The following is a 25,579-nucleotide window of genomic DNA, read 5'->3' on the forward strand; positions in this document are numbered from 1 at the left end:
CATCCCTCCTCGTTATTTGCACAAGGCATCCGTATTCACAGAAACGATTTCCTCACCTTTTTTGTTATAGAGATGTGTCGAACAAGCTAGGCATGGGTCGAAGGAGTGAATTCCCTTTAAAATTTCCAACGGCTTATCCGCAATTTTCACCTTCGTATCAATCATGTTAGATTCATAGGCACCGTGTTCGTTTGCTATAGTCTTTGGACATGCATTCCAAGTTGTCGGCACAATACACTGATAGTTATCAATCTTACCGTCTTTGATAACACACCAATGACCAAGACCACCACGCGGGGCATCTAATACGCCAACACCTTTAGCTTCCTTCGGCCATGTATTCGGATCGAATTTTTCCGTATTAGCTACTACTGTATCGCCGCCTTTAATATTACTTACAAGCTTGTCAAAGAAATACTGACTCAGCGAAGCTGCTACTTGTGCATCCAATGCACGGCATGCGGTACGACCTACAGTACTGCACATCCACACATGAGCCGGTACGCCGAGTACGGAAGACACCGTATCAACCTGTTTTACCATCAACGCTTCTGCCCATGTCGGATTTTTGATGATACCTTGTTTTACCTTGGTATACACTACGATATATTTAGCCAACGGGCCTACTTCGCAAGCCTTGCCCTGAAAAGTTGGCGATTTAATCCAGGAATACTTTTTGGTTTCATCCAAAAATTCCCAATGTTCTTTAGTCCCCGTCTTAGGACCGGTATAGTTTGGCTTTGTAATTCCTTCCGACGGATGTAATGACTTAGTACCGTCAGGATAGTTGTACCACGAGTGTTCTACTTCTTCCGTCAGGAATTGCGGATCCATCAAGTCTTTACCCTCCAAATTGGTAAAGACAGCTTTGTCCACGCCTTGTTCAAAGTTTTCAACAACGCCGTTAGCACGTACCATAGCCTTTTTGAAATAATCGCCATTGCTGATGCCGCTATATGGTTCGTCAGGATAACCGCCATACGCCAATACGCGTTTTTTAGACAAACCACCGCCATCTACCATGCCGGCTTTTACATACATGTGACCGATGGCCAATACGTCCGGCAAATAGTAATAATCTACTAAATCATGTGCCATAGAAATGGATTCATCTACTACGGCCAAGCGAGCCGTGTTGATAGGTGCGTTCATATCATCCATAGAGATAGAACACGGCATACCACCTACGATATAGTGCGGATGCGGATTTTTACCGCCGAAAACAACATGCGGGGTTACAATATCACGCTGGCGATCCAACACAGCTAAGTAATGAGCTACACCCATAAGATGTACTTCCGGAGGCAACAATTTATAATCCGGGTGATCCCACCACTGCGCTGCAAAAATCCCAAGTTGACCACTATCAACAATCTTCTTAATCTTTGCCTGTACAGCTGCATAGTACGTAGCATTTCCCTTAGGGAATTCCTTAGGATATGCCGATGTTTTAGATTGTACATCGGCCGGTTCCAAACCGCTGATGTTGTAGGTTTTTAAAACAGTTTCCTGTAAAGCTGCCGTCTTTGCCGGATCTGCCTGCAATGCTTCCAAAGGACTTACCCAATCTAACGCATGCAAATGGTAAAAGTGAACGATATGGTCGTGCACATCCAAACAGCTATGCATAATATTGCGAATATAGTTAGCATTTTTAGGAATCTGAATTCCCAATGCATCTTCTACAGAACGCAATGATGCTAATGCGTGAGTCGATGTACATACACCGCAAATACGCTGTACAAATGCCCATACATCACGAGGATCACGGTCCTTGGCAACCAGCTCGATACCACGCCAAGCCGTGCCGCTGGACAAGGCATCTTGCACCTGGCCGGTAGCCTCATCTACAGATACTTCTACGCGCAAATGACCTTCAATACGCGTTACGGGGTCAACGACTACACGTTTCATTACTGATTACCTCCTTCGTCATCCGTCAGCGCAGACTTCTGTGCCTCTTTCTTAGCCGCCATTTCAGCTTCTAATTTCTTTTCTTCCTGAATGCTGTCATATTTATGTTTAGCCAACGTTATACCACCGTGAGCTACCACGGCGCCAAAAGCGGTGAAACCAGCAATTGTTCCCAGTGTATCGGCATTCGTAATCGTATTAGCCGTGTGTACCTGAGGTAAGCGTTGATAGAAATTGTCGTTATCCCAGAAGCCGCGTTCGCTACAACCGATGCAACCATGACCGGACTGAATCGGATACGACAAGCCATTCCACCATCGTAGGTTACCGCAAGAGTTATATGTTATAGGACCGCGGCATCCCATCTTGTACAAGCACCAACCTGCCTTAGCGCCTTCATCGTCAAAGCGTTCTACAAACAACCCAGAGTCAAAGAACGGACGACGATAGCATGTATCATGAATACGATTACCATAAAATTGTTTTGGCCGACCTTCTACATCAAGCGGCGGAATTTCACCAAACAATGCGTAATGCATAATAACACCGGTCATAACTTCCGGAATCGGAGGACAGCCCGGTACCTTAATTATTTTCTTACCGGACACCACCGAAGATACAGAAACAGTATTGGTCGGATTAGGCTTTGCCGCCTGTATACCTCCCCACGCTGCACAAGATCCGTACTCGATAATAAAAGCAGCTCCTTCGGCACATTCTTTAAGAACATCCACAAACGGACGACCTGCTACCATACAATAAGTACCATTGTCATCCAAAGGTACACCACCTTCTACGGCCAATACATATTTACCCCGTTTTGTCTTAAGAATATCATGCAAATGATGTTCGAACGGCTCACCCGCAGCAGCTGCCAATGTATCAGTGTATTCTAAAGCAATCATGTTTAAAATAACATCCGATGCAAAAGGCGAAGTGGATCGAATAAAAGATTCATCACAGCCTGTACATTCATGACCGTGCAACCAAATTACCGTCGGCAACTCTTTAGCTTCTGCCGCTTCTACTACACGATTCAAGAAGGTTGGCGGCATACCCAAAATCGCGGTTAATGCTACACACGATTTCATAAATGTACGACGACTTAATTTTCTTTCCCGGAATAAATTCCAAAGGCTATTGGTCTTTTCTTTCACAGGTAGACCTCCTCTTTGTCACTCAACAACACGTTTGCCGGCTCGAAGCCTTTATACCCACCGCAGCGTCTATAAAGGGTCCGATGCTATATTTCCACAGAGTAGTTAACCACAGTATAGAAAAATACTCCGTAAAAACCACTATAATTCTCTTTGGATTATATTAATTTTATTAAGCAGTAACTTGCAACTCGTATCAACAACAGTATTGTTATCTACTTAGTCGTTGTCTACTTAATGGAGTTAATAATGGATACAACCGTATCTGCCGGTTTATAGCCAACGATGCGATCAACTTCTTTCCCCTTACGGAACGCAATCATAGTTGGTACCCCTTGTACTTCATGTTTAAGGGCTAACTCCTTCAATTCATCTACATCTACTTTGACCACGTTCAACTCATTTTCCATGCTCTCTGCTAACTTTTCAATTTCCGGGGCCATCAACTTGCACGGTGCACACCATGTGGCCTCGAAATCGACTAACACAAGACGATCATCTACGTTGAGACATTCATTAAAGGCCTCTGCCGTATGAACAACTTCCAATGCCATAATTATCCTCCCATGGTACCTACATACCTAATACTACATATAACTTTATTATCAACTTCATAATTCTTGGATAAAACTTTTATCCATCATAAGTATACCATTTTTAACGTCTGATTTTTATCAATTTTTATTGATAAACTTAAAAATATTGCTTTACCAAAAAATTTTACGCACATATAAAACAAAACCGCTCCGAGGAGCGGTTTTGAGCAAGCAATCAATAAGCCGAGTTCTGTTCTGCAAAGCAGTGGCGATTATCTTTCTAGACATATAGTTACCTATATGTTCAAGCGGCACAACCCGAAAGGTAGGCGGGCCACCCTTAACCCTTTCCTATTCGGCCTTGCTCCGGATGGGGTTTACCGAGCCGATACATTACTGCATCGCTGGTGCGCTCTTACCGACACCGTTCCACCCTTACCGCATACGCGGCGGTTTACTTTTCTGTGGCACTATTCCCTATGGTCACCCACGCCGGACGTTATCCGGCATCCTGCCCTATGGAGCTCGGACTTTCCTCGAGCCAAAGACTCGACTCGCAATCGCCTTTCATACTTGCTGTTCCTAAGTCTACCATACATGGATAGACTGGTCAATTATATTTAAAAGAAAAAGTCTTCTTGTCCGTTAAAGACTGTTACTGGTACAGATTTCTCCGCTTCTGCCAAATTAAGGTTAATTTGTGCCGCCAACAATGCAGCAGCACCTTCTTCGGTGCCAAAGTGACCTGCATCTACTACGGTGATTCCCATTTCCTTAGCCAACTGCATATCGTGATATTTTACATCTCCTGTTATATAAACGTCAGCGCCTGCCGATGCCGCTGCTCCGATAAACTCTGCACCGCTGCCCGTACAGAGAGCAACACGACTGACAGTTTCTTTTCTTGCTCCACCAAAACGCGGTTGACTGCGGGCAAAAGCAATTTTTACCAAAGATGCAAAATCATTCCATGCTAAGGTATCCGCCAGTGTTCCTATGCGTCCAATACTATGCACGGTAGTCGGTTCAACCAATTCGTATACATCGTAAGCAACTTCTTCATACGGATGCGCCACTTTCATAGCAGCAATTATCTCCTGCAAACAATTCTGAGGGGCAATCGTTTCCAAACGAACTTCCTCAACAGCTGTCATTTCATTAATACGACCGATAAATGGGCTCGTTCCTGCATGAGGCTTGAAGGTTCCCACACCGTTAGCACTAAATGTACAATGGCTATAGCCTCCGATGTAACCGGCACCGGCATCCCCCATAGCTAGGCGAACCTCTTCTACATGCGTTGTCGGTACAAAGCAAACAATTTTATACATCATGTCTTGTCCTGTCTTCGACAATCCCTTTACATCCATCAAACCGATTTTAGCCGCGGCTAAATCATTTAATCCACCTCGTGCCACATCAAGATTTGTATGCGCACTGTACACAGCTATGCCATGCATAATAAGATCAGCAATCATTCGCCCCTTTGTTGTACTGTAATCAATGTGTTTCAAGCCTTTAAAAAATAATGGATGATGACTGACAATCATGTTTGCCTTTGCTTTAATAGCAGCCTGTACCGCCTCCGGTGTTACATCCAATGTTGTCAAAATTCCGGTAACCTTCTCTTCACAATCACCGATCTGTAATCCCGGATTATCCCAGGATTCGGCTAAATGTAACGGAGCTAACGCCTCAACAGCGCATTGTATATCTTTTACACGTACATCAGTATTCATAACATCTCCTCCAATTCTTCCAGCTCGCCAGCAACAACCACCATCTTTTGTGCACTTTCAGCACTTTCTGCTCCGCTTCTTAACGCGCGAAGAACGCGCTGTCGTCTAGTAATTAAATACGATACATATGCTTTCCACAGCGGATCACCCAAAGCTCCTGCCAAGCCACCGACTTCCCACTGTACCGATGCCAAAGGCACTTCTGCATAATACGATGATGCAAATTGATTTTTTTCTACAAGCCACACATCATAAAAGTGTCGTCCTTCATATACTAATCGCTCGTCAGTAATACCATAGCCTGCCTTAGCCAACCATTGTCGAAGCTCTCTACGCCCGTTCTGTGGCTGCAATACATAATACGGCAATAACTCCGGTCCACTTTCGATAATATCCTTCATCAAAAAACCTCCCATGCCACACATGATGGCTCCGTCTATTTCCCCTTTCTCTGTAACGGTTAATCCATTTCCTAAGCGACATTCGACGCGCATCGTCATATTTTCTTCCTCCACATAGGCCTGCGCCGATTGCAATGGTCCTTCATTTACATCAATAGCAATTACGCGATGTGCTTTTTCCATTTCCACTAACGCTACTGCTAAATATCCATGGTCAGTACCTACATCAGCTATTGTTCTACTCATCGGAGTGATAGCCAATGCCGTTTCCAACCGTTTTGTCAATTTCATGACTTCCTCCTCGTATAAAAAAACCTCCTGAAGCTGTATCCGCTTCAGGAGGTTCGTAAGTGTATGCTTGGTGGGCCCACCTGGGATCGAACCAGGGACCGACCGGTTATGAGCCGGTTGCTCTACCCCTGAGCTATAGGCCCATAGGGAAATACTTACGTATTTCGTACCCGTATATTATAGCCAATAGATGGGACTTTCGTCAAGCATAAGCAACCTACACATTATAAGAAGTCTTTAATTTTGTCACGTTTCCCTCGGTTACGCAGTTTTGTCAGTGCTTTGCCTTCGATCTGACGAATTCGTTCACGTGTAACATTAAAATGCTGTCCTACTTCTTCCAATGTACGTGGCTTACCATCTTTTAGTCCAAAGCGAAGAATCAACACCTGCTGCTCTCTTTCCGTCAAACAAGTAAATACTTCTTGAATCTGCTCGCGCAACAAAATATAACTGGCCGCATCATCCGGCGCAATTGCATCTTGGTCTTCGATAAAATCACCTAAATGCGAATCTTCTTCTTCCCCAATCGGCGTTTCTAACGATACTGGTTCCTGCGCAATCTTCTGTATTTCACGAACGCGTTCTACACTGATTCCCATACCTTCGGCAATTTCTTCCGGTAGAGGTTCTCTGCCTTTATCCTGTAATAATTGACGAGAAATACGAATCAACTTATTAATCGTTTCTACCATGTGAACCGGAATGCGAATCGTACGTGCCTGATCTGCAATGGCACGGGTAATCGCTTGACGAATCCACCACGTAGCATAGGTAGAAAATTTATACCCTTTGGTGTAATCAAACTTATCAACGGCTTTAATCAAGCCTAAGTTTCCTTCTTGAATCAAATCAAGAAATAGCATACCACGACCGACATAGCGCTTGGCAATACTAACGACCAATCGTAAGTTTGCATCGATCAACTTCTGTTTAGCTTTTTCTCCGGCTTTCATTTCTTTATAAGAAGCGTCCTCCTTGGCACCGGCTTCAATTTGCTGAGCCAAGAGAATTTCTTCATCTGCCGACAACAGTGGTACTCGTCCGATTTCCTTTAAATACATGCGTACGGGATCGTCAATATTAACGCCTTCCGGAATGCTCAAATCAAGACTTACTTCCTTGGCTTCACGTACATCATCGCTTTCATCATCTTCGTCAATAATATCATCTTGCGAGTTTACTGTGTCGTCATCGGTAATTACATCTATATTACTTTTTTGCAAAATTTCATACATATCATCCAGCTGCTCTGCTGTTAGTTCTACTTCTTCATGAAGAGCATCTGTAATTTCCTTACTCGTCAACGACCCATTTTTTCTACCTTTAGCCAACAATTGCTCTATTATTTCCTCTAATCGGGATTTTGTTTTCTTAGATACACTCTTAGCCACAGCGCTCTTCCTTTCCTTTCGTATCATTACGACCACTCATTAATTAATGCTTGTATCTCCTGACACCGTCTTAACTCTTCCACAAACTTTGAATCGCCAGCTCTACTCAGTTGGTCCGCCAGTACACTATGTGCCTTGTACTGCTCACGCAATGAACGAATGCGAACCGCTCGTATATATACATCAAGCTTACTTTCCTCATAGGCATCATCACCGATTACCATCAACCGAGACAATTCATTTGTCTCCTCTTCATCAAATACAGACTCCAATGCGGTGAATGTCCAGGCTTCTCCCGAAGCACTTAGCATTGCCATTTTATCCAGCATAGACCTATGAACCGACATCGTAATATCCTCTTTCGGTAAATACGCCATCACTCGTTCATAAGCCGCCTTACTTCCGACTGTCATTGCCATTAGCGCATCCTCTTCCGACGATGACGCTTCCACAGTTACATTAGGAGCTGCTTCTTTTTCTAATGTTACATTCCCTTTCGCCAAAAATTGTCTAAAATGACGAAATACACTAGATGTATCCATCCATAAGGGCAAAGCCAAAGCACGTAAATAACCCTCTCTCTGCACTTGGTTACTGGTTGCCGCAATAAAAGGGAATACCTCTTCTAATACAGCCTGCTTTCCCTGTATATCTGTACTATCATAACGTATCAGCGCATCATTTAGTAAAAACTCGAAAGGCTTTACCGCCTTATCAACCAATGCTAAGAAGGCTTCCGGTCCATGATTGCGCACATAGTCATCTGGATCTTTGCCATCCGGCATGGCCACAACACGTACTTTAAACTCTGTATTTTGCAATAATTCAATAGCTCGCCGTGCCGCTTTTTGTCCGGCACCATCCATATCATAGGCCAGCACAACCTCATCCGCCTGCCTCAACAGTAGTCTCCCGTGGTCTTTAGTATACGCTGTTCCCAGCGAAGCCACCACATTAGTAACACCACGATTATGAGCACTGATAACATCCATGTAACCTTCAACTAAAATAGCCTGTCGTTTTTCACGGATAGCACGATATGCTTTATCAAAGGCAAATAATAAATGCCCTTTATTGAAAATAACATTTTCCGGTGAGTTTAAATATTTAGGCGTACTGTCATCGAGCACCCGTCCACCAAAGCCGACTACTCTTCCTTTGCCATCACAAATAGGAAACATGACGCGATTTCGGAAATAGTCATATACACGGCCATTATTCCCTTGCCTACAAAGCCCCGTCTCTACCAGAAGACCTGGGGAAATTCCGCGTTCCGTAAAAGCACGATACAACCGATCCCAACTATCCGGAGCAAAGCCTAACTGAAACCGTGCAATAGTCTCATCTGATAACCCACGGTTTCGTAGATACGCAAGACCAGTCTTTCCCATTTCTGTTTTTGTCAAACAATTATGAAAGAATGTAGTTGCTAATTGATTTACTTCATATAACTCTTGCCGATGCGCATTGCGCTTTCTTTCTTCAGCACTCAGTTCCGCCGTTGGCAAGGGAATATTGGCCCTTGCTGCCAGCCGTTCTAGAGCCTCTGGAAAGGTGAGATTTTCGTATCGCATTAGAAAGTTTATAGCATTTCCGGAAGCGTGACATCCAAAGCAATAAAAAAAGCCCTTTTCCGGAGTCACACTGAAGGAGGGCGTCTTCTCATTATGAAACGGGCAACAGCCCCAGTAGTTTTTTCCCTTCTTCTTCAATGCCACATGCTCAGAAATGACCGCCACTATATCATTCGCTTCCTTAATACGCTCTATTAAGTCATTGTCAAAATGTCTGCTCATTTCCTCACATCCTATCTATAACTCACATTATATTAGTTCTACAAAAAATACAGATTCTCCTTTTTTTCACAACAACTTTCCCCTTTAAATTTAACCAATCCGTTTCTTTTGTAGCACTGACATATATTACAATTCCATACGTTTCCTTGAAATCCTTCTTTTTCTTTATGATTTTTCTTTATCTGTTCTATGCCGTTCATTTACTTGGCAGCCGTATCTATCTTTTGCCTATATTAACAATCTGTTTCTGCTAATCTCCTTCCCTTATACAAATCGTAACTCATAAAAATCATACAAGCTTCTCCACCTCACATAGCTTATTCTCCCAAACGCAAAGAAGACTGCGTCCTCATCTTTTATGCGATGAAAACGCAGTCCTTACTTCATTGATTATTATTTTGCGTAATCCACAACACGGGTTTCACGAATAATAACTACTTTAATCTGTCCCGGATATTCAAGCTCAGCTTCAATTCGTTTAACGATATTACGAACAAGTAATGTAGCTTCTGCTTCATCAACCTTATCCGGCTTTACCATCACACGAATTTCACGGCCCGCCTGAATAGCAAAACATTTTTCAACACCATCAAAGGACTCGGCAATTTCCTCTAACTTCGTTAAGCGCTTCAAATAATTTTCCAATGTTTCGCGACGTGCTCCTGGACGTGCTGCCGAAATAGCATCGGCCGCAGCCACCAGCACTGCTTCTACGGACTTAAATTCTTCATCACCATGATGGGCACCAATACAATTTTGTACAGCTGCACTTTCATGGTATTTCTTAGCCACATCTATACCGATCTGTACATGTGAGCCCTCCATGTCATGATCCAAGGCTTTTCCCAAGTCATGAAGTAATCCACCACGTTTAGCCAAAGCTACATCGCAACCTAATTCGGCTGCCATCATCCCGGCTAAGTGAGATACTTCTATGGAGTGCTTAAGTACATTTTGACCGTAGCTGGTACGGTATTTCAAGCGACCCAAAATCCGGATAATTTCAGGATGCAAGCCATGTACATCGGCTTCAAAGGTTGCCTGTTCACCGGCATCCTTAATCGTCTGATCTACTTCCTTACGCGCCTTGCCAACCATCTCTTCAATGCGCGCCGGATGAATACGTCCGTCAACAATTAATTTTTCCAACGCAATACGTGCCACTTCGCGTCGAATCGGATCAAAGCCCGATAAAATAACCGCCTCCGGTGTATCATCAATAATTAAATCAATCCCTGTAAGCGTTTCTAATGCACGAATATTACGCCCCTCACGGCCGATAATACGACCCTTCATTTCATCGTTAGGAAGTGCCACTACAGAAACCGTGGATTCCGCTACATGATCGGCAGCACATCGTTGGATAGCACCGGCAATAATTTCGCGGGCATTCTTTTCCGCGTCCTCTTTAGCCTGCTGTTCCAATTCTTTAACCATAACAGCCGTTTCATGTTTAATTTCCTGCTCTACGTTTGAGAGCAACATGTTTTTTGCTTCTTCAAATGTCATACCGGAAATTCGTTCCAGCTCTGCCATCTGCTTATCGTAAAGACCTTGAATCTTTTCACGATATGCATTAGCTTCATGTTCCTTGCGCTGCAAGGTTTCTTCCTTTTTCTCCAAGGTGTCGAGTTTCTTATCCAAGTGCTCTTCCTTTTGGAGAATACGGCGTTCCATACGTTGTAATTCTACTCGGCGATCACGCTGTTCTTTTTCTACATCTGCGCGAAGCTTGTGAATCTCTTCCTTAGCTTCCAACAAAGCTTCTTTTTTCTTGGATTCAGCCATACGTTCACCGTCAGCGATGATACGTGATGCCTCCACCTCTGCTTGATTTAATTTACCTTCCGCAATATTTTTACGCAGAAAATAACCAACGCCAAGACCGATGAGTACCATTACAACTGCAATAATACTGTACTCTAAAATCGTTCTCACCTCCTCTATACAAAAGTGAGAAGCCGATATGTATCGGCTTCTCCCGGTTTGCCGTCTATCTACCATCAATTGTTATAGCCTATTAAGGCTACTTTAATTGTATTCTGTACACCTTGAGATGTCAAGGTCTGGCACATACACGGTCTTTATTCACTTTATATAGAAGCATATACTCTATTCCATATGTCGCATGCCATTTACACCATCATACATTTCTACTTGTATCTGCTTCATACATCGCTACAATCTCTCGAATTGTATGCATAGAAAAACCACGGTTATGTAATATCTTCATTATTTTATATTGTGTCGCTTGGCAAGTAGCCGTATTAATCTGTGCAGTATCATACACTTCTGATAATCCATCCATGTTTATGTCAGTATCATCATCCATATACACGTATGAGTCATCTTCAAAGGGCCATAGGCCTTTTTGCTGTAAAATCCGTTTTGCTGCCACCGTTTCATCATATGAAGAAAACGCAGAACCGATAGAAAGTCCACGTTGCTGCATTTTTTGGCGAATATAGACAATACTGTATTTTTCAGCTTCCATGTATAGACGTAATGCTTCTTTAGAAAGTCGCTCATCATCCAAGTAACCTAATTCCAGTAATCGTTGTTCAACACGCTCTATTAATTCTCCTGGAACCTTCTTTTGACGTAATTTTTGGCGCAATTCCATACAGCTTAAAAATCGAGCACTTAAAAATCGCATGGCCTGATCCATAGCCGCTTCATAGGTATCAACCGTTTTTCTTTTAAATCCCATAAGCTATCACACACTATCACTGAAGTACGATTTATTCATCTTCGTGAGCTTCTTCACCAACAACATCAAATGTTTCTGGTTCTGCCATTAGTGTATCTCGGATAATGGTATCAATTTCTTTAGCAATCTCTTTATGTTCGCGTAAGTAGTCTTTGGCTGCTTCCTTTCCCTGTCCCATACGTTCATCATTGTAAGAATACCATGCTCCGGATTTTTTTATTATATCCATAGACACACCAATATCGATTAACGTGCCTTCATAAGAAACGCCTGTGCCATACATCAAATCAAATTCCGCTGTCTTAAATGGAGGTGCTACTTTATTTTTTACTACCTTAACCTTAGTACGGCTACCTACATTTTCATTATTCTGCTTAATTACTTCGCCTTTTCGTACATCCAAACGAATTGTTGAATAGAACTTTAATGCTCTACCACCGGTAGTCGTCTCCGGATTGCCGAACATGATGCCTACCTTTTCACGCAATTGATTGATAAAAATAACCACAGCCCTTGATTTGCTAATAATACCTGTCAATTTGCGCAGTGCCTTACTCATTAACCGAGCCTGAAGGCCTACATGAGCGTCCCCCATTTCGCCCTCAATTTCCGCTTTAGGCACCAAAGCCGCTACGGAGTCAACAACAATCATATCAACCGCGCCACTGCGCACTAACGACTCCGTAATTTCCAAGGCTTGTTCACCACAATCAGGCTGCGATACAAGCAAATTATTAATATCAACGCCTAAGTTACGGGCATATACCGGATCCAATGCATGTTCCGCATCAATAAATGCCGCTGTACCACCCGCTTTTTGTGCTTCTGCAATAGCATGCAGCGCCACTGTTGTTTTACCGGACGATTCAGGACCGTATATTTCTATTACGCGTCCACGAGGAAATCCCCCAACACCAACAGCCAAATCAATAGCCAAACACCCTGAGGAAATAACCTCAATATTCATACGATCGACCACATCGCCAAGGCGCATGATAGCTCCTTTACCATAATCTTTTTCTATCTTTTTTAACGCATTATCTAACGCCTGTTCTCTGCCGTCCATACTCATTTCCTTTCTTCTTGCATATACACAAGTAAACAATGCAATGCATATTCTGCTGCACTTTGTCTGATACTTTCTCTGTTACCAATAAAATCATTGCGAAAAGCTCTTGTACCATTTGGTCCAGAAACACCAAACCAAACAAGGCCTACCGGTTTTTCGGCTGTACCTCCTCCGGGTCCGGCAATACCGGTTATCGAAATACCATAGGTAGTGCCCACACTCCGTCGGGTTCCTTCAGCCATAGCCTTAGCTACTTGCTCACTAACTGCGCCATATTCAACGAGCATTTCTTCTGGAACCTCCAATAACCGCGCTTTCACATCATTGCTATACGATAAAATGCCGCCCATAAAGTAAGCACTACTCCCAGGTAAATTTGTTAAACGTTTACCCACCAAACCGGCTGTACAAGATTCCGCTGTAGCTACAGTTCCCTGTCTTACAAGCAATGCTTTCGCCACAGTTTCTTCAATATTATCAGTCAAACTTCTACGCCGATCGGTGGGAATGCGCCCTTCAATATATTTCTTCCACGGTGCCAATAGCAGCTCTGCTGCAGTTTTGCTCTCACCATGCGCGGTTATGCGAAGTTCTATATAGCCGTTCTTTATTAAAAACGCAATTGTAGGATTAGACTGTGACTTTACTAAATCTATAAACATATTCTCAAGCGCCAACTCACGGTAGCCATATACCGCGTAACGCTCCGATAAGACAACACCCTGATTACCAAAATGCTGCTGTAAGTACGGCACTACCGCCTCGGTATACACAGCCTTCATTTCTGCCGGCGGCCCCGGTAGTAAAATAAAAGTTGTTTCCGTTGCATCATCATAATAAGCAATTCCCGGAGCTACACCACAACTATTGTGGAGAATTGTACTATCTGGCAATGCCATCATTTCTCGCTCACTGGCCGGAGGAACTTCACGTTTACGCTTCTTAAAAAATTCCTCCACCTCACAGCGCGCCATTTCATTTTTCACCAATTCACTACCGACTGCTATAGCCAGTGAATCTCTGGTTATATCTCCCTGTGTGGGACCCAATCCGCCGGTACTAACTACAATGTCGGCACGCCCGGCCGCCGCAATAAAACTGTCACACATACGTTGACTGTTATCACCAATTGTCGTCTGATGTGTCACCGAATATCCCAAACGATTGAACTCGCGGGCCAACCAGGCTGCATTGGTATTAATCGTATCTCCCAATAACAGCTCGGAGCCCGTGGATATTAGTTCTACTATCATTTTTCTACCTCACAAATAACATCGTAAGCAAACCCTTGTACTACTGTAACAGGCACAATATCACCTTCTGACAAACCTTCTGCATTTTCAATATACATATTGCCATCCACGTCAGGAGCTTGTACCTCTAAGCGCCCTTTAGCTAATAAAGTACCATCCTCATTTTCTTCCATACTTTCGATAATGGCTTGATGGTGTGTTCCTTCTAAATCTCGATTATTCTCTTCTGATATAGCCGCCTGGATAGCCATTAACGTATGGTATCGCTCTTCTTTAACTTCCTCCGGTACCTGATCTTCCATAGCTCCGGCCGGAGTTCCCTCTTCACGAGAATATGTGAAAACGCCCATATTATCAAAACGCACTGTTTTTACAAAATCACACAGCTCTTTAAATTCTTCATCCGTTTCTCCCGGGAACCCAACAATAATTGACGTACGCAATGTTACATGATTTGCTTTCGCACGAACATTCGTTAACAAGCGCTCAATATCAGCTCTGGAATCCTTGCGATTCATACGTTTCAATATACGATCATTGATATGTTGCAATGGTAAGTCAATATAATTACAGATTTTCGGTTCATTAACAATAACATCTAGCAACTCATCGGTAAAATATTTGGGATACAAATATAACAAACGATACCACTGAATGCCATCTATTTTAACTAGCTCTTTCAGTAACTCTGTCAACATCGGCGTACCATTATTCAAATCAGCGCCATAACTCGTTGTATCTTGAGCAATTAAATTAATTTCCTTCACGCCCATATCAGCCAATTTAGTAACTTCTTCTACAATCGACTCTATACTACGGCTACGATAGCGCCCACGCACTTTTGGGATAATACAAAAGGTACATCCGTTATTGCAGCCTTCCGATATTTTTACATAGGCACTGTAGGTCGGTGTTGTTTGCATACGAGGCATACGCTCGTTATAAATATTGGTAATTGAATCCATAATACATGCTCGATTACCATCCTCTACCGCATGCAAGGCCTCCATAATCCGGTGCCAGGATCCGGTACCGATAAGTGCATCAATTTCAGGAATTTCTCGGAATAATTCTTCTTGGTACTGCTGACTTAAACATCCGGCTACCACTAATGCCTTGCAGGAGCCAAACTTTTTGTACTCCGCCATTTCCAATATAGTATTGACGGATTCTTCTTTCGCTTTTTCAATGAAGGTACACGTATTAACGATGATTACTGATGCTTCTGATAAATCATCCACAATTTGATATCCATTATCTTTTAATACGCCTAGCATCACCTCGGTATCTACTAAATTTTTAGCACAGCCTAAACTCACATAGCCTAATTTTTTGTTCATCTGTTAATTACCCTTTCTAAATCGCACTTGACTAATCCAATCATTTAGCAAACGTTTCTTGCCTTCTTCTGTATAATCGCCTTTAGTTTCTAACAGCACTGCCTCACTACCTAACGAATCCGTCAAATGTGTCACCTCCGGATTAGTAAATCCGAAATACATGTCATTACTCTGAAGGAATTGTGCCGTCTGTTTAGAAAGCAGCCACTTAATAAAACGCTCACTTTCTTCTTTATTTTTTGTACTCTTTAACACAGCAGTTCCCGTTAAATAATATGGCGTACCGTCTAATGGAAAAATTACTTTCAACGGATACTTGTGCTCTTCATATTGATGTGCATCGGAATAATTCCCGATGCCTATGTCGGTTTCCCCTAATGCAGCTAATCGCACCGGAGTTGTTAAGAACTTAGCATACTGGACTACATGAGGTTTTAGCTCCATAAAATACTGTAGACCTTCTGCTTCACCGCGCGTTTCTATGAATCCATATAAAATATTGGCAGCGCCTCGGGCCGCTACAAAATCAGTCATGACTACCGTCCAGTCACCGGGCATAGCCAAGGAGTGCCATGTATTAATATAACGCCCTTCGCCATTGTAAAACTGAATATTTTGTACAAATACAACCGGATCATACCATGTTCCAACCCACAGCCCATCCGGCTGTTTAAATCGATTAGATATTTCATCAATTCCTTCACTTAGAACCGGTATAAACTGTCCATACTTTTCACCAATATGTAGATTATCCCGTGATGTCAATACAATATCTCCGGTACGGTCGGCTTCCGATAACGTCATACGTACTGCCATCTGTTCCTCCGTAAGCGGTAGCACATGCACACGTACATGATACAAAAGCTCATATTGCTGTGTCAGAAGCTTTGTCAATGTGTTAGGAAGGTCACTGTACATAGTAAGCTCCGCACGTATAGGTATGGCCGTTCTCTCTTGTTGTCTACTGTTTTCTATATAGGCGCCTATACCAAGAATGCTGAGTACAAAGATAATTAACAGGCCAATTAGCCAATATCTTCGCATTCATCTCCTCTCCCTTCCACTAATTACACACGGCCTTTATAAAACCCTTCTTTTTTTCGTCTGTTTTCTTTTTTACCTATACCTATATGATGTAGGTCATTTTTCTTTTCTCTCCCCACCCGATTTTTCAATCGCTGTGATGCTGGAGACGCACCATCGAATGCAGTAGCTTCTCGTCTAGCTTTTTTCATTCGTTTATGACTGCTCTTATTCGTATTTCTATGGCGATACTCCTTAATAGGACGCGGCGGAATTAAACACTTTTCCCCGAATCCAATAAGATCTTGACGCCCGGCTATTAGGAGTGCTTCCTTAACCAAGTTATAGTTATCAGGATTTTTATACTGCATTAAAGCTCTCTGCATGGCCTTTTCTCTTGCTTTTTTTGCAACATAAACCAATTCTCCCGTGAGAGGATTAATTCCTGTATAATACATTGCCGTTGACAAGCTACCCGGTGTAGGAATAAAGTCTTGTACTTGTTCCGGAGTCATATGCTGATCGCGCAAAAACTCAGCCAATTCAATAGCATCATCCAATGTACATCCCGGATGAGAACTCATAAAATAAGGGACCAAATACTGCTTCAGCCCTAATTGATGATTCGCTTTTTCAAAGGCTTCCTTAAACTTTAAAAAGCACGCTTTATCAGCCTTTCCCATAATAGAAGTCACTTTATCAGCGACATGCTCTGGAGCTACTTTAAGCTGTCCGCTCACATGATATTGACATAGCTCCTTAATAAAATCCATATTATCATCCGCTAATACGTAATCATAACGCAATCCGGATCGGATAAACACCTTTTTTACGCCTTTTAGAGCTCGTAGCTTACGAAGCAGTGCTACATAATCATCATGGCTAGTATCTAAATTAGGACACACCTTCGGAGCTGCACATGTTTTTCCCTTGCATGCGCCATAAATGGCTTGCTTCTTACATGCTAAATGTCGAAAATTTGCTGTAGGCCCTCCTACGTCATGAATATATCCCTTAAAAGAATCCATAGAAATCATACGTTTAGCTTCTGCCAATAATGATTCATGACTGCGGTTCTGTATTATACGTCCTTGATGACTGGTAATAGCACAAAAGGAGCAACTACCAAAGCATCCCCTCTGGCTAACCAGGCTAAATTGTACTTCATGCAATGCCGGTACTCCCCCTTGTTTATCATAACGTGGATGCCAGTGGCGTGCATAAGGTAAACTATAAATTTCATCCATTTCAACCTGGCTTAACGGCATAGCTGGACTGTTTTGTACTACATAACGATCACCATGTGCCTGCACTACGGTACGACCATAATACGGATCCTGCTCATCATACTGTAATTTAAACGCTTCCGCAAAAGTATGTTTGCTTGCTATTACCGCTTCGTAGGAAGGACATTGTACTGCCCCATCAGGTATTTGCTTAGCCATATATGTAATGCCTTTAATATTAGGTAGAGATTCTTCAAATCGTCCTTTATCCAGCGCCTCTGCTAATGCCACGATTTGCTTCTCTCCCATACCGTAAATCAATGCATCTGCCTTACTGTCTACCAATATAGAACGTCGCACGGTATCCGACCAATAATCATAGTGGGCAAACCGTCGTAAACTAGCTTCGATACCGCCAATAATTACCGGTACACCTTTAAATGCCTCCCGCATACGATTAGCATACACCAATGTAGCCCGTTCGGGACGATGCCCTTCTTCGCCCCCCGGCGAATAATCATCATTGTGTCGAATTCGTTTGGCCGCCGTAAATTTATTTAACATCGAGTCCAAGTTTCCGGCCGTCACCAATGAGGCCAAGCGCGGCCTTCCCAAAACTTTAAATGCATTAACATCATGCCAATCCGGTTGAGCAATAATACCAACACGGTAGCCTTTATGCTCCAGCAAACGTCCAATAACGGAGCCGGCGAAAGAAGGATGGTCCACATACGCATCACCGGTAACCAAAACAAAATCCAACTCTTCCCAACCTCGTTGCTTCATTTCTTCCGATGTAGTAATCAAAAATTCATTCATCATACTGTTATGTACCTTTCTACGGCGTACTTTGTTCTAAAAAATAAACAGCCAAAATAAAAAGATTATTACCAGCACGGCAATAACTGCCACTGTAATTCTTTCTTGTGCCATAACCTTTTTACGCCGTTCCCTTCGCGTTGTGTATGGCAAGCGTTGCGGTGTAGGCTTTATCATTTCTGGCTTATGCTCGACATCTTCATGTGCTCTTAATTTACGTGGTTGCATACGACGCAAAGGAACACCTATTGTTTCACCAATAGAAGCCTTGTACGCATCGACCAGTCGCTGTTTATCCAATCCGAGAAACTCAGCATAATTACTAATAAAGCCCTTTACATACACAGCTCCGGGGATAACTCCATAATTATCTTGTTCCAGTGCTTCCAAATAGGCAGCTTTAATATGCAGTACCTCTTCCGCATCATGTAATGTGAGACCTCTTCGATGGCGTTCACGCTGTAATTCTTCTCCGATGGATGCCACTGTAATTCCTCCTATACGTTATTACTTGTATTCGAAAAATATAACTGTTTTACTTGCTCACGGGACATAAGAATATCTCGTGCTTTGCTACCATTATTGGGACCGATGATTTTCATGTCTTCCATCGTATCCACTAAACGTGCCGCTCGCGTGTATCCTATACGAAAACGCCGTTGCAACATGGAAACCGATGCTTGTCCTGAATCCATAACCAAGTCTACCGCCCGTTCCAAGTATTCATCGCGCGGCTCTTCCTCTTTTTCTTCTTCCGTTGTCGCTACAGCTTCTTCCTCTGCCGCTGTTACAGATTCATCATATTCCGGTTCACCTTGTGTCTTTACAAAATTTACTAGACTTTCAACTTCATCATCAGAAATGAAGGCTCCTTGAATTCGTATCGGTTTATTAGCTCCTATAGGATGGAAAAGCATATCACCTTTCCCTAATAATTTTTCGGCTCCTGCCATGTCAAGGATAGTTCGAGAATCAATCTGTGTCGCTACTGCAAAAGAAATTCGACTTGGCACATTTGCCTTAATTGTACCTGTTATTACATTAACCGATGGACGCTGCGTAGCCAACACCATATGAATCCCTGCAGCTCGTGCTTTTGCCGCTAACCGATTAATCGATTCTTCCACATCCGGCGCTGTAAGCATTAAGTCTGCCATTTCATCGATAATAATTAAAATAAATGGCATTGCCGTATCAGGGTGTTGCTCGTTATAGCTGTCTATATTACGTAAGCCCACCGTAGCCAACGTACGGTAGCGTGCCTCCATTTCACGAACTGCCCAACGTAATACAGCGGCTGCTTTCTTCATATCTGTCACAACCGGCACCATCAAATGAGGGATACCGTTATAATTCGACAGCTCTACCATTTTAGGATCCACCAAAATTAGCTTTACTTCTTCCGGCTTGCGACTGAATAAAATGCTGGCAATCAATGTATTCACGCAAACCGATTTACCGGAGCCCGTCGAACCCGCAACTAACAAATGCGGCATTTTTGCCAAATTGGTTATAATAGCCTTACCCGCAATGTCTTTACCTAGGCCCACGGGAATACCACCTTTAGCCTTTTTAAAGTCATCAGATTCCAATACATCTCGTAAATGTACCGGAGAAACGGTGCGGTTCGGCACTTCGATGCCCACTGCCGATTTACCGGGAATAGGTGCTTCAATACGAATATCTGTAGCCGCTAGGCTTAGCTTCAAGTCATCGGTAAGATTTAAAATTTTGCTCACCTTTGTCCCCGGTGCCGGCTCCAGTTCATAGCGCGTTACCGTCGGCCCCTTCGTGGCATTAACAACACGAGCCGTTACACCAAAACTTTTTAAAGTAGATTCCAACGTAGTTACATTCTGGTTGATTTCCTCTGCCGATACTTCACTGGGTTTACCTTTAGATAACATTTCCAGAGAAGGAAAACGATACAAGCGCTCCGGACGCCGAAGACGTTGTTCCCCTTCCGTAGATACAGCCACAGCAGCAATATCCGCATCAGTACTTTCCATAGTCGGTACTAACGTCGATGTATTCTCTACAGCATTCCGAACAGATGTATCTGGAAGCATTGGCGACACCCCACCTGCCATAGCTTGGGTCTGACTCTCAGCGTGGAGGTCCATTTTATTTTCGCAGTCTTCCATATCTTCTAATCGGTTTTGATCAACTTCTATCCAATCATTACCCGTAACAGTCTCTTCTTCCGCGCTTACTTGTAAGTCATATTTCTCATGCTCTGCAGTGTGCTCTTCCCCTTGTTCTACTATTGCAGTCTCCCAAGGCATACGCTCTATCTCAGCAGAGCTAATTATTCCATCACTATCGGAATCAAACTCTCTATCGCTATCAGAATCGAACTCTCTATTGCCATCGGGATAGAGATTATTCTTACTACTATCCGCCTCATGCTGCTCTTCTTCTGCCTGAGCCAGCTCTAGCGCTGCTTTCTCTTTGGCATCCGATGATGTTTGCGAGGCGGCTAAAATAGCCTCGGCTGCTGCACTTCGACCAAAACGTGTATCTTCAACCTGATTATATACTGCATGCTGAGACTTGCGTTGCTCATTCCACTCTTCAAAACGCTCTTTCATCACTTGTGCCGTTTCACCGGCCATACCAATAGCCTTATCCAACCCAACCTCTGTATGTTCTTTAGCCTTATGAAGACCCTTTCGTAAAGATAATCGTGTAATAAGAAGTAAGCAGCTTATCAATAGAATAACTGTCAACAATAGGCTACCCACGTCACCTACCAAAGACCGCAACATAGCAGCTAATGCGCCACCAATAATACCACCCTTAGTAGTCAATACATCCGTATCCAGTTCATGGCCAGCATCAACTGACACTAAAGGAACTATTGTAACAAGCAAAAGGAATAGGGATGAAAAAAGAACTCCTCGCCGTGTTATTCTCAAACCATTTTCCGAATATAACATGCGCCATCCCATATACCCAAAAAAGAGTACCGGAATCATAGCGCCAAGACCAAAGGCATACATAAAGACCTTTGACATAAACTCACCTACGGTTCCCATGGGATATCCTATTATGCCTAACAATATAATAATGGCAAACACCATTACCAATAATCCTTTAATCTCCTTACGCAGGGTAAAACCTTTTCCGGATGCTGCCTTTACCTTTTTCGCCGTGGCCGTATTCGATGTTGCTTTACGTACGACGCGTTTGCGTTGTGTGCTACCGCCGGCCATCTTTGCAGTTGTCTTAGCCTTTCCGGCCGTTGTCCTTTTTTTCCTTTCTGCCATCTATACAGTACACTCCTATTACGTTAATCTATAATCTCTTCAACAATCCATTATAGCACATAACCAATGAATATACCTATACTCCATCATATTTTTTCGCCTGTACGTTCGCACCAATTTAAAAGTATTTCTTTTTCTTTTCCTCGTTGTATTCCCTTATAATACACAGTCCCTACTAATTCATTCGGTAAGTATTGTTGCTTTACATACCCATTCGGATAATTATGTGCATACCTATATTCGGTCCCGTGTCCTAATTTAGATGCACCACTGTAATGCGTATCCCGTAAATGCAACGGAACTTCTCCATTTACTTGATGCCGCACTGCCGCAATAGCACTATCGATTGCCAAGTAAGCGCTGTTACTTTTAGGAGCTAACGCTACATATAAAGCCGCTTCCGATAAAATGATGCGTGCTTCTGGAAAACCCACCAAATGTGATGCCTGTGCGGCTGCATTCGCCACCATCAAAGCATTCGGATCGGCCAAGCCTACATCTTCTGCTGCGCATATAACGATACGCCTTGCAATAAAATTAGGGTCTTCGCCGGCTTCTATCATTCTTGCCAAGTAATAGCTGGTTGCTTGTGGATCGGAACCGCGCATGCTCTTAATGAACGCTGAAATTGTGTCGTAATGGTTATCCCCTTTTTTATCATAGCTGTATATGCGTCGACCGATAACCTGCTCCAACACCGTTCCATTAATAGTACCGCCATCTTCAATCATAGCCGCCGCTTGTTCTAAGATATTGAGAGCCATACGGGCATCCCCATTGACAAAAATTCCTATTTCTTCCAATAAGTCTTCCTCAGCCTTTAATTTTCGATGGCCCAGCCCTATATCAGCATCTGTCAATGCTCTTTTTAGTATGTTGGCGACTGCTTTTGGCGACAATGCTTGTAAAGTAAGCAATCGCAGACGGGACAGCAACGGACGATTCACTTCAAAAAATGGATTTTCTGTAGTTGCACCGATTAAAATAATCGTACCATCCTCAACACATGGTAGGAGTACATCCTGTTGACTTTTATTAAAACGATGAATTTCATCTAAGAATAAAATCGTTCGTTGCTGAAAGGCACGAATATGTTTACGTGCCTCCTCAATGACATTGCGCAATTCACCTGTACCCGTATTGGTAGCATTTAATGAAACGAAACGACTATGTGTCATTTCTGCAATAATCCGCGCTAATGTCGTCTTACCTGTGCCCGATGGCCCGTAAAGAAGTAATGACGGTATCGTATCCTTCTCAATCATAGCTCGCAAAAAACTGCCCTTTCCAACCACCTTTTCTTGACCGTAAAAATGATCCAGTGATGTAGGCCTCATACGTACCGCCAGAGGTTCAAAATTATGTGTTTCCAGCGATGCAAATAGATTGTCCATTGCCATATCTTTATCACCTCTCTCAAATTACCATTCATCGCTTTATTTTTTTATAAATGGTCCTTCTACTAAATTATGCACAAAAAAAGGTCGCTTACGGCGACCTTACAAAGTACATATAAAAAGAGCCCCACCATGCCGTATATGTACCGCGTTTTGATCCTGCAAGGGCAGGTGGGTGCCCTCCTCATAACATTGCTGTCCTTCACAGGCGTAGCGCCGATACGAGAGTCCAGGCTCCCTAAGTTAATATGTTGGCTCAAAACTGCGATACCACACGCACACAGCAGGGATATCTTTGCTATTATATTAACAGAATAATCCAGTATTTTCAAGGCTTTTCACAAATGGAGTAATACTCATTTGATATTGTGTAGGTCTTGACAATTACAAATTGTTCTTTTCAACACCCCGCCCCGTGAACTGTGCTTCTCAGCAAGACACCTTAATTATACTAGCTTTTCTTTTGTAGTATCCGTCTTAATGTGAAGCTCACGCAATTGCTTCGGTGCTACTTCGGACGGAGCTTGGCTCATGAGGTCAGAAGCACTTTGTGTTTTCGGGAAAGCAATTACATCCCGAATAGATTGTCGTTTTGCCATGAGCATAACAAGGCGATCCAACCCAAATGCGCAGCCTCCGTGCGGAGGCGCACCAAACTGGAAGGCATCCAGCATAAAGCCAAACTTCTGGCGACTTTCTTCCTCAGATAACCCAATGGCTTTAAATACACGTTCCTGTACATCCGACTGATAAATACGGATACTACCGCCACCGATTTCGACACCGTTCAATACCATATCGTAAGCGATTGCTTTTACATCACCCGGTGCTGTTTCTAATTTATCCATATCTTCTTCGCGCGGAGAAGTAAACGGATGGTGCATAGCCACATAACGTTTTTCTTCTTCACTGTATTCGAACATGGGGAAGTCCGTTACCCATGTGAATGCCAACTTATCTTCGTCAATAAGATTCATGCGGCGTCCCATTTCTAAACGAAGTTCGCCTAATGCTTTGGCTACTACGGCAGGTTTATCGGCAATCATAAGTACCAAATCACCAGGCTGTGCATTCATGGCTTTACCAATGGCACGAATCGTATCTTCACCGAGGAATTTCATAATCTGGGATTTAATAGAGCCGTCTTCATTAAAGCATGCCCAGGCCAATCCCTTAGCACCATACTGTCCTACGTAATCAACCAACGCATCCAATTCACGGCGCGGAATACCGGCATCTCCCGGAACTACGATTCCCTTAACAACACCACCATTGTCAATAACACTGCGGAATACCTTAAATTCTGTATCCTTCACTAATTCTGTTACATTCGTAAATTCCATACCGAATCGTAAATCCGGCTTATCGGAACCGTATTTATCCATGGCTTCATCCCAGGTAATACGATGCATCGGTGTCACCACATCTACATTCATGGCTTCTTTAAAGACATGTTTTACCAAACCTTCCAATAGAGCCAAAATTTGTTCCTGATCAACAAAGCTCATTTCCAAATCCAGCTGCGTGAATTCCGGCTGACGGTCAGCTCGCAAATCTTCGTCACGGAAACAACGAACAATTTGGAAGTATTTTTCATAACCGGCCACCATTAAAATTTGTTTAAAAATTTGAGGAGACTGCGGCAACGCATAAAAAGTTCCCGGATTCACACGAGACGGTACTAAGTAGTCGCGCGCCCCTTCCGGTGTACTTTTCGTTAACATCGGTGTTTCAATTTCAAGGAAATCTCGAGAATCCAAATAATCGCGCATAGCCTTGGTCACACGGTGACGCAACATTAAATTACGTTGCATTTCTGGACGACGTAAATCCAAATAGCGATATTTCAAACGAATATTTTCATCAACATCTACATTATCCTGAATGTAGAACGGCGGTGTCTTAGAGCTATTCAAGACACGAAGTTCTTCGCAGTACATTTCATAGGCACCGGTAGCCAAATTCGGATTTACTGCATCTGCATCACGCTTAGTGATAGTACCGCGTACACAAAGCACATACTCATTGCGCACATCTTCTGCTTTATGGAACGATTCCATATTGTGATCCGGAGAAGCTACAATCTGTACAACCCCGGAACGGTCGCGCAAATCGATAAAGATAAGCCCGCCATGGTCGCGACGTCGTTCTACCCAACCGCAAAGAACAACCTCTTTACCTACCTGTTCTTCGCTGATGGTACCACAACCATGGGTACGGTGCAAACCTTTCATTGTTTCCATTA

The 25,579-nt window shown here is 43.1% G+C and carries 18 protein-coding genes, 1 tRNA gene and 2 other RNA genes; all 21 read right to left on the reverse strand.

The window, feature by feature from the left end; all coding sequences use genetic code 11:
* Positions 1-12 precede the first annotated feature (12 nt).
* Positions 13-1,914, reverse strand: a complete 1,902-nt coding sequence (locus Q5873_RS00140) for a nickel-dependent hydrogenase large subunit (RefSeq protein WP_288760591.1) — start codon at positions 1,912-1,914, stop codon at positions 13-15.
* Positions 1,914-3,071 (reverse strand): hydrogenase small subunit, encoded by a 1,158-nt coding sequence (locus Q5873_RS00145; protein WP_303058826.1) that lies wholly within the window; start codon positions 3,069-3,071, stop codon positions 1,914-1,916. Before Q5873_RS00145 ends, Q5873_RS00140 begins: the two co-directional genes overlap by 1 nt.
* Positions 3,072-3,301: 230 nt before the next feature.
* A complete protein-coding gene (gene trxA / locus Q5873_RS00150; protein WP_303058827.1) occupies positions 3,302-3,625 on the reverse strand; it encodes a thioredoxin in 324 nt (107 codons plus the stop codon).
* 205 nt (positions 3,626-3,830) lie between these two features.
* Positions 3,831-4,184: RNase P RNA component class A (rnpB, locus tag Q5873_RS00155), an RNA gene on the reverse strand.
* A gap of 43 nt (positions 4,185-4,227) precedes the next feature.
* Positions 4,228-5,346, reverse strand: coding sequence for a Nif3-like dinuclear metal center hexameric protein (locus Q5873_RS00160; protein WP_303058828.1), 1,119 nt, complete (start codon positions 5,344-5,346; stop codon positions 4,228-4,230).
* Positions 5,343-6,038, reverse strand: a complete 696-nt coding sequence (locus Q5873_RS00165) for a tRNA (adenine(22)-N(1))-methyltransferase (RefSeq protein ID WP_303058829.1) — start codon at positions 6,036-6,038, stop codon at positions 5,343-5,345. The genes Q5873_RS00160 and Q5873_RS00165 overlap by 4 nt, the downstream gene beginning before the upstream one ends.
* A 68-nt stretch (positions 6,039-6,106) precedes the next feature.
* A tRNA-Ile gene (locus Q5873_RS00170) sits at positions 6,107-6,181 on the reverse strand.
* A gap of 81 nt (positions 6,182-6,262) precedes the next feature.
* Positions 6,263-7,459 carry an RNA polymerase sigma factor RpoD gene (rpoD, locus tag Q5873_RS00175; protein ID WP_071838080.1) on the reverse strand — a complete coding sequence of 399 codons (1,197 nt, stop codon included), beginning with the start codon at positions 7,457-7,459 and terminating at the stop codon, positions 6,263-6,265.
* Positions 7,459-9,228: a DNA primase gene (gene dnaG, locus Q5873_RS00180; RefSeq protein WP_288301633.1), complete on the reverse strand. Its 1,770-nt coding sequence runs from the start codon at positions 9,226-9,228 to the stop codon at positions 7,459-7,461. The genes rpoD and dnaG overlap by 1 nt, the downstream gene beginning before the upstream one ends.
* 393 nt (positions 9,229-9,621) lie before the next feature.
* Positions 9,622-11,166: a ribonuclease Y gene (rny, locus tag Q5873_RS00185; protein WP_028254742.1), complete on the reverse strand. Its 1,545-nt coding sequence runs from the start codon at positions 11,164-11,166 to the stop codon at positions 9,622-9,624.
* A 205-nt stretch (positions 11,167-11,371) separates the two neighbouring features.
* Positions 11,372-11,938, reverse strand: a complete 567-nt coding sequence (locus Q5873_RS00190) for a regulatory protein RecX (RefSeq protein ID WP_303058830.1) — start codon at positions 11,936-11,938, stop codon at positions 11,372-11,374.
* A 31-nt stretch (positions 11,939-11,969) separates the two neighbouring features.
* A complete protein-coding gene (gene recA / locus Q5873_RS00195; RefSeq protein WP_288301629.1) occupies positions 11,970-13,010 on the reverse strand; it encodes a recombinase RecA in 1,041 nt (346 codons plus the stop codon).
* On the reverse strand, positions 13,007-14,260 hold the full coding sequence (locus tag Q5873_RS00200; protein WP_303058831.1) for a competence/damage-inducible protein A: 1,254 nt from the start codon (positions 14,258-14,260) through the stop codon (positions 13,007-13,009). Before Q5873_RS00200 ends, recA begins: the two co-directional genes overlap by 4 nt.
* Positions 14,257-15,600: a 30S ribosomal protein S12 methylthiotransferase RimO gene (rimO, locus tag Q5873_RS00205; protein WP_205087452.1), complete on the reverse strand. Its 1,344-nt coding sequence runs from the start codon at positions 15,598-15,600 to the stop codon at positions 14,257-14,259. The genes Q5873_RS00200 and rimO overlap by 4 nt, the downstream gene beginning before the upstream one ends.
* A gap of 3 nt (positions 15,601-15,603) precedes the next feature.
* Positions 15,604-16,644: an extracellular solute-binding protein gene (locus Q5873_RS00210; RefSeq protein ID WP_303058832.1), complete on the reverse strand. Its 1,041-nt coding sequence runs from the start codon at positions 16,642-16,644 to the stop codon at positions 15,604-15,606.
* A gap of 23 nt (positions 16,645-16,667) precedes the next feature.
* Complete coding sequence (locus tag Q5873_RS00215) at positions 16,668-18,668, reverse strand: YgiQ family radical SAM protein (RefSeq protein ID WP_303059000.1); 2,001 nt, start codon at positions 18,666-18,668, stop codon at positions 16,668-16,670.
* Positions 18,669-18,704: 36 nt separating this feature from the next.
* Positions 18,705-19,154: a helix-turn-helix domain-containing protein gene (locus Q5873_RS00220; RefSeq protein ID WP_303058833.1), complete on the reverse strand. Its 450-nt coding sequence runs from the start codon at positions 19,152-19,154 to the stop codon at positions 18,705-18,707.
* A gap of 11 nt (positions 19,155-19,165) precedes the next feature.
* Positions 19,166-21,937, reverse strand: coding sequence for an FtsK/SpoIIIE family DNA translocase (locus Q5873_RS00225; protein ID WP_438364084.1), 2,772 nt, complete (start codon positions 21,935-21,937; stop codon positions 19,166-19,168).
* Between the two features lie 86 nt (positions 21,938-22,023).
* Positions 22,024-23,331 (reverse strand): replication-associated recombination protein A, encoded by a 1,308-nt coding sequence (locus tag Q5873_RS00230; protein WP_303059002.1) that lies wholly within the window; start codon positions 23,329-23,331, stop codon positions 22,024-22,026.
* 123 nt (positions 23,332-23,454) lie between these two features.
* A non-coding RNA gene (gene ssrS, locus Q5873_RS00235) (6S RNA) lies at positions 23,455-23,627 on the reverse strand.
* A 153-nt stretch (positions 23,628-23,780) separates the two neighbouring features.
* A complete protein-coding gene (aspS, locus tag Q5873_RS00240; RefSeq protein ID WP_028254751.1) occupies positions 23,781-25,577 on the reverse strand; it encodes an aspartate--tRNA ligase in 1,797 nt (598 codons plus the stop codon).
* Between the last annotated feature and the right edge of the window lie 2 nt (positions 25,578-25,579).

It is taken from the genome of Veillonella magna (assembly GCF_959600285.1).
GTDB lineage: Bacteria > Bacillota > Negativicutes > Veillonellales > Veillonellaceae > Veillonella_A > Veillonella_A magna.

Bases quoted from the DNA above. Each gene is read 5' to 3' on its own strand.
- Q5873_RS00140 (WP_288760591.1), bottom strand. From the start codon at position 1,914: ATGAAACGTGTAGTCGTTGACCCCGTAACGCGTATTGAAGGTCATTTG.
- trxA (WP_303058827.1), bottom strand. From the start codon at position 3,625: ATGGCATTGGAAGTTGTTCATACGGCAGAGGCCTTTAATGAATGTCTC.
- Q5873_RS00160 (WP_303058828.1), bottom strand. From the start codon at position 5,346: ATGAATACTGATGTACGTGTAAAAGATATACAATGCGCTGTTGAGGCG.
- Q5873_RS00165 (WP_303058829.1), bottom strand. From the start codon at position 6,038: ATGAAATTGACAAAACGGTTGGAAACGGCATTGGCTATCACTCCGATG.
- rpoD (WP_071838080.1), bottom strand. From the start codon at position 7,459: ATGATACGAAAGGAAAGGAAGAGCGCTGTGGCTAAGAGTGTATCTAAG.
- dnaG (WP_288301633.1), bottom strand. From the start codon at position 9,228: ATGAGCAGACATTTTGACAATGACTTAATAGAGCGTATTAAGGAAGCG.
- Q5873_RS00190 (WP_303058830.1), bottom strand. From the start codon at position 11,938: ATGGGATTTAAAAGAAAAACGGTTGATACCTATGAAGCGGCTATGGAT.
- recA (WP_288301629.1), bottom strand. From the start codon at position 13,010: ATGAGTATGGACGGCAGAGAACAGGCGTTAGATAATGCGTTAAAAAAG.
- Q5873_RS00200 (WP_303058831.1), bottom strand. From the start codon at position 14,260: ATGATAGTAGAACTAATATCCACGGGCTCCGAGCTGTTATTGGGAGAT.
- rimO (WP_205087452.1), bottom strand. From the start codon at position 15,600: ATGAACAAAAAATTAGGCTATGTGAGTTTAGGCTGTGCTAAAAATTTA.
- Q5873_RS00210 (WP_303058832.1), bottom strand. From the start codon at position 16,644: ATGCGAAGATATTGGCTAATTGGCCTGTTAATTATCTTTGTACTCAGC.
- Q5873_RS00215 (WP_303059000.1), bottom strand. From the start codon at position 18,668: ATGAATGAATTTTTGATTACTACATCGGAAGAAATGAAGCAACGAGGT.
- Q5873_RS00225 (WP_438364084.1), bottom strand. From the start codon at position 21,937: ATGGCAGAAAGGAAAAAAAGGACAACGGCCGGAAAGGCTAAGACAACT.
- Q5873_RS00230 (WP_303059002.1), bottom strand. From the start codon at position 23,331: ATGGACAATCTATTTGCATCGCTGGAAACACATAATTTTGAACCTCTG.
- aspS (WP_028254751.1), bottom strand. From the start codon at position 25,577: ATGGAAACAATGAAAGGTTTGCACCGTACCCATGGTTGTGGTACCATC.